A 6,009-nucleotide genomic window follows, 5' to 3' on the forward strand; every position below is an offset into this window, starting at 1 on the left:
GGGTATTTTTTTGCATAGGCGTCGCCATCCTGTCGGGCGCGGCAGTCGAGGACCAACAGGTTGCCGTTTCCGGAGGACCATTTTTCGGCAAAGTCGTCGGCGTCGATGGGTTTGAATCGGCCGTCGAGCATGTTCTCAGCCGCGTTGGCCAGGGCGTTGAGAACGTCCATGGCCGATGAAAATGGCGGTGAATAGGCCAGCTCCAGGTTGCTGAGCCGATCGATGGTGGGACGGTCTTCCAATATTGCGGCCACCATATTGATGCGCCCAACCACGGCGTCTCCTTCCTCCCCGAAACCCTGGATCCCGAGAATGCGTCGAGATTTTTTCTCCACGACCAATTCCAGGTGCAGCATGGCCTTGTCCGGGTAAAAGTGGGCGCGATCCAGCTGGGCCACTTGGACGCTGACAGCATCGAATCCGGCTCTGCGGGCGCTTTCCAGGCTCAATCCGGTTCCGGCCAGGGCCGCCTCGAAAGTCTTGATCACAAAGGAGCCGACAGCGCCCTTGAACACGGCGCTTCCCCCGGCAAGGTTTGTGCCGATTACCCGGCCCTGCCGATTGGCCATAGAGCCCAAGGGATAGTAGCCAGGCTGGCCGGTCACCAGATTGCGGATCTCTGTGCAATCCCCGCCGGCGTATATCGCCGGGTCGGAGGTGCGCATGTGTTCGTCCACCACTATGGCCCCGGTTGGGCCGATCCGCAGCCCGGCTGCCCGGGCCAGCTCCACATTGGGGGCGGCTCCGATGGCGATTATAACCAGGTCCGCCTCCAGTCGGTGTTTGTTGGTCACCACGGCCTCAACGGTGTCGGTGCCTTGAATGGCCTGCACCTCTTCGTCGAGGAAAAAGCGGACACCGTGTTTTTCCATTTGCCGCTGGGCCATACGAGCGAATTGGGGACTCACGAATCCGGGCATGATCTGACTGAAATATTCTACAACGGTGGTATCCACCTCCCACATGTCGGCCAAGGCTTCGGCCATTTCAAGTCCGATAAAGCCGCCGCCGACGATAACGGCCCGCTCCACCTGACCTTTGGTGACCAGTTCCTTGATCGCCTGGGCATCGTTCAGGTTGGCGGAGGTATGAACCATGGGAAGGTCGGCGCCGGGGATGATCAGGCGCCGGGGACGGCTGCCGGTTCCCAGTACCAGCTGGTCATAGGCCAGGGTGTCGGTGGTGCCGTCCAGTCGGCAGATATGCAGCTGTTTGTTTTCCCGGTCGATCCGTTCCGCGCGGGTCTGGGTAAGCACCTCGATATCTTTGCAATCCCGAAAAAAGGCCTCGTCCCGCAGCATGTGGAAACTCGTTTTGCGCAGATCGTCGACATCACTGACATCGCCGGAGACATAAAAGGGGATCCCGCATCCGCCGTAGGATACAAATCGGTCCTGATCGATGATGGTGACGTGGGATCGCGGTTCCAGTCGTTTAAATCGGCAGGCCGCCTTGGATCCGAGGGCGACGCCGCCAACGATGATGATGTTCTGGGCCATGTTGAACCTCTCGTTTAACCGGTTTTCAATGATCTGACCTTCAGATCAGGGTTATTTTTCAATTGTTGTGGCGATGCCTCGCACGGACGTCCGCCCGGCGTACCACCGCACACCTTATCGAGTTAACGCGCATAAGAGAATATAAATGGTCTCTTTTTTTTGTTTGTCAAGGATCGGTCAGGCGGAATTGGAAACCGATGACGCCTGGAATCCACGAGGTGGGCGGGTGTGTTCAGGCGCATGCAATAGAACAGGGACCAATGGAACATCATACGCCAAAAGGTATTGTTGGCGATAGGAAATGGATATCAATCCCGTCGGACCAGCCGAAGGGTGTTGCCGATGACGGTCAGGCTGGAGAGCAGCATGGCTGTCGCGGCCACCAGGGGGGTCAGCAGTCCGTTCATGGCGATGGGGATGCTGACCAGGTTGTAAATCCAGGCACACCACAGATTCTGCGCGACGCTGCGGTTGACCCGCCGGGACAAGGGGAAAAAGTCCAGCAGTTGGGCGGGGTCTCCGCGCATGAGGGTGATGTGGGCGGCTTCCCTAGCCAACCCCTGCCCGGAATGTACAGCCACCGCCAAATGGGCCCGGGCCATGGCCGCCGCATCGTTGATGCCGTCTCCCACCATTGCCACCTGTCGCCCTTGTTCCTTCAACCTATCGATATAATCCGCCTTGTCTGACGGCAACAAACTGCCCCTGGCTTGGTTCAGGCCGATGGCCCGGGCCAGCTCACGGGTGGCGGCGTCTCCGTCCCCGGAGACCAGGTGAATCTCCCGAGACGCCCGTTTCAGTGTGTCAACCATCGATGGTACCGTCGGCCGGATCGTATCGCCAAAGATCAGGGTTGCCGCCGGACGATTGTTGGCACTCAGAAAGACGCGGGAAGTCAGTGTCTCTTCGGATTCCGTCGGCGCGCCACCACCAGGCGTCCCGCTGCCCCAGGCGAACCCCCGGTTGCCGATGCGTACAATTTTATCATCCAGCCGCCCCTGCACCCCATCCGGATAAACGATGATGTCCGTTGCCACGGCCGGTGTGATCGCCTGGACGCGGACATAGGCGTCGATGGCCCGGGCGACTTCGTGATCCGCCGACTGCTCCAGACCGGCGGCCCAGGCGGCGATGGTCGCCGGATGGTAACCGGGTTGGCATTCGATATGGCTCAGATGCCAGCGGCCGCGGGTCAGCGTGCCGGTTTTATCGAAAACAACGCTGTCGATGGAAGCGGCCCGCTCGAAGGATTCGATTTCGCGAACCAGTATACCCCGGCGGGCGGCCAGGGAAATACCTGCCAGGCATGCCATGGGAATGGCCACACCCAGGGCACAGGGGCATGAAATGACCATCACGGTCACCGCTCGCACCACTGCTTGGTTCACGGGTAAGCCGATCATGATACAGAACAGTCCCGTTCCTACGGCCAGGGTGATGATCATGGGGACGAACCACCTGAGCATTCGATCCGTGCGGCCTTCGAATGCGCTTTTCTGCTCCAGGCTGCGGGTCATGATGGCGATCATCTGACCTAAGACCGTATCGTTGCCCACCTTTTCAACCCTGGCGGTCACCCGGCCGTCGATCACCCGGGCACCGCTTTTAACGGGATCACCGGTTTTTACGCCTACCGGCCTGGGTTCGCCGGTCAGTGAGGATTCGTCGAGCGTGGCGGTTCCGGATTCCACCCGGCCATCTGCCGGCACGATCTCATCCGACGCGACGGCAAACCGGTCTCCCGCTGCCAGTTGGCCGATGGACACATACCGTCCCGTGGGTGAGGTGTCGGTGATCAGGCGTACCTTAGCGGGCTGCAGGGCGAAGAAACTGTCCAGATCCCGGCGGACACGGTTTTTCGCCTGCTGCTCCAGAACTTTCCCCAACAATACGAGGGTGATCAGCATACAGGCGGTGTCGAAATATAGATGAATGCTGCCTGTCAGCCAGTTGTAGAGACTGTAAACAAAGGCACATCCGGCAGCCATGCCCACCAGGGTCTCCATTCCCGGTGCCCGGTGGATCAGGCCGAACCAGGCCTTGCGCAGCATGGGACCGCCGCCATAGACCAGGACCACCGCCGCCATGGCTACGATGGGTAGGGAAAGCTTGGATATGGCATCTCCCGAAAGGCTGGTAAAAAAGCCGGCGTAAAGGGCCCAGGAGAGCATCATGACGTTAGCAGACAGCAGGCCGGTGATGATGAGGCGGACCAACTCCCTGCGCTGGGCGTGCTGCCCCGTTGTGCCTTTATCGGTTTCCCGGAGGCCATAACCCAGACGCGTTACGGACGCACGGATCTGGTCGGGAGCCACCCTGTCCGGACGATAGCGGCAGCGCATGCGGTCCGTGGAAAAATGACAGGTCACTTCCGCGACGCCGGCCAGTCGGGTCACCGTCTTCTCGATCACCCAGGCGCAGGCCGTGCACCACATACCGTCGACGATCAGGTCCAAGGCCAGGGTGTCTGATGGATTCGGCGATGTTTCTCCATCTTCAATCAATTTGTCAGTGGCCTGGGTCTCCTGTTTTTCGCGCCGGGCAATACGCCGCAGATCCTCCTCGCCGGCCGGGATCACCCCGGCAGCCACACACTGCCGGTATAGATCGGTCTCTTTGAATTGTTTCGGATCAACGGTCTCGGCCGATTCCAGCAGCATGCTGTAGACCATCCGACAGCCCTGGCAGCAGAACCGCAAGGGTTGATCGTTGACGGAATGGGAAACGGTAATGTAGCGCAGCGGAAGGCCGCATAGATCGCAATTTGCAGGCGTCATGGAAATTTAACCGGGCGTGAGGAGAGTGGTGCCTGAGAAAACATTAGATAATGAAAATGTCAAAGGCCAAATATCAAAATGGTGGAATTCTATCGATCTAAATAAGATCGACCCCATCCTTCAATCGTCATTTGGATTTTGTCATTTTATATTTGCCAGGGTCACTGACGCTGGCCGAGGCTCTTGACGTAGGCGATGGCTTGCCAACGTTCGTCGACCGTCATGGTTGTGGCCAGGGCCGGCTGGCGTCCGTCGGGGATGCCGTAGCTGATCTCCTTGAACAGCATGCCTGCGGCCATGGATTGGATCTTTGCCGTGCGAAGATTGCCGGGCGGCGGGGCAAAGCTCTGGCCCACGGTGCCATAGCCGTCGAATTTCTGGCCGTGGCACTGTATACAATAGCGCTGGTAGGCGGTTTTGCCCGCGGCGATGGATGCCGGATCGGTGAGCAAAAAGGTTGGTGTGATCGTTTCTGCAGCTGCAGCACGGTAGAGCGCCTCGCCACCGGCAACGGGCATACTGCCGTCCGCCATTACCGGGATGGGCTTCTCATAGGGCTTGATGGCTGGGGTTTGCCACATGCGTCCGACAGAGAGATTATAGTCATAGAGCGTAATCACACCAACGGCGATGAGAGCAACGGTGGACACGATCAGGCCCAGGGCTAAAATTCGTTTCATTTACTCCCCCTTTGCGCCGCGAACGTGCTGGGGAAATGGCAGGCTGGGATAATAAGAATATGCCGACTCGCCGGGCACATCCTTAACCGGTCGGTAATCCCAATCGGGTTGTCCCAGATCTCCAATGACAAAGTAGGCCAACCCACCTTTGAACAAGATAAAAATGACCAACATCAGGACGATCAACCACGCCTTAAAGGCACTGTGGCTGTGTTCGGTTTCAGCATCGGTGCTCATATTTTGACTCCCAATACACCATAAAAGATGATGTACAATACACCCCATATAACGGTCCCGCCAATGATCAAAACCAGGACCAGCGGAAAGGGGGCGTTGCGCTCCTCAATCCCACCGACATAAGTGGTATGGACCTGTTGCATGCGTACATCGTCATCCTTATGGCGAAAATGGATTCGCGCCAGGCCGATGGCGAAGATGAGTACGCCCAACACCGCCGGCAGCAGATACAGAACGAAGTGCTGGATGTTGCGCAGTTCGAAATAGTGCATAATCGTCTATCCCTTCCGATGGACCGGCATTACTCGACCCGCAGCAGCGCGAAAATAACCACCGCAAAACTGCTGCACAACCCCACACAGGCCAGGCCGAACAGGGTGTAAACCTCAATGCGGCTGATCCGGGTCGCCCTGGCGCTTTTCTGTTGCGGGGCATCAAAGAGCGGCAGAAAGCGCGCACGCTGCTGATCCCGGAATTGATTGTTTCGCATCGCCCAGGCAAAGACCAGCAGCGCGATGAACAGGCCGGCCAGCATATAACTGATGAAATAGGGGTAATACATATATTCTTACCGATTATGAATTTCAAATTTTTGGTTTTGAATGAAGGTATTCTATCATTTAACAGTCAGCAACCATCAATTCAAAATTAAACATTAAAAATTAACAATTGCATCGCACTTATGGCTCGTTGGCCGCATCGATGCCTCTTGGTTCCGTGTTGGCGTCGCTGTCGTTGATAAAGTATTCGGCGACGTAATTGCCGACTTCCCAGATTTTCTGAGATTCGAGCTCATGCTTGAAATAGGGCATGGCC

6 protein-coding genes are annotated in these 6,009 nt (G+C 57.6%); all 6 read right to left on the reverse strand.

The window, feature by feature from the left end:
* The coding region (locus tag QNK41_RS04320; protein ID WP_319254123.1) for an FAD-dependent oxidoreductase at positions 1-1,499 on the reverse strand (1,499 nt) is incomplete at its 3' end.
* A gap of 308 nt (positions 1,500-1,807) precedes the next feature.
* Positions 1,808-4,276 (reverse strand): cation-translocating P-type ATPase, encoded by a 2,469-nt coding sequence (locus QNK41_RS04325; RefSeq protein ID WP_319254125.1) that lies wholly within the window; start codon positions 4,274-4,276, stop codon positions 1,808-1,810.
* Between the two features lie 161 nt (positions 4,277-4,437).
* Positions 4,438-4,956, reverse strand: coding sequence for a cytochrome c (locus QNK41_RS04330; protein WP_319254127.1), 519 nt, complete (start codon positions 4,954-4,956; stop codon positions 4,438-4,440).
* On the reverse strand, positions 4,957-5,193 hold the full coding sequence (locus tag QNK41_RS04335) for a hypothetical protein (RefSeq protein ID WP_319254129.1): 237 nt from the start codon (positions 5,191-5,193) through the stop codon (positions 4,957-4,959).
* On the reverse strand, positions 5,190-5,465 hold the full coding sequence (locus QNK41_RS04340) for a cbb3-type cytochrome c oxidase N-terminal domain-containing protein (RefSeq protein ID WP_319254130.1): 276 nt from the start codon (positions 5,463-5,465) through the stop codon (positions 5,190-5,192). Before QNK41_RS04340 ends, QNK41_RS04335 begins: the two co-directional genes overlap by 4 nt.
* Before the next feature lie 29 nt (positions 5,466-5,494).
* Positions 5,495-5,755: a cbb3-type cytochrome oxidase assembly protein CcoS gene (gene ccoS / locus QNK41_RS04345; protein ID WP_319254132.1), complete on the reverse strand. Its 261-nt coding sequence runs from the start codon at positions 5,753-5,755 to the stop codon at positions 5,495-5,497.
* Positions 5,756-6,009 lie beyond the last annotated feature (254 nt).

Origin of the sequence: Desulfosarcina sp., assembly GCF_033791525.1 — a bacterium.
In the GTDB taxonomy this organism is placed as follows: Bacteria; Desulfobacterota; Desulfobacteria; order Desulfobacterales; family Desulfosarcinaceae; genus Desulfosarcina.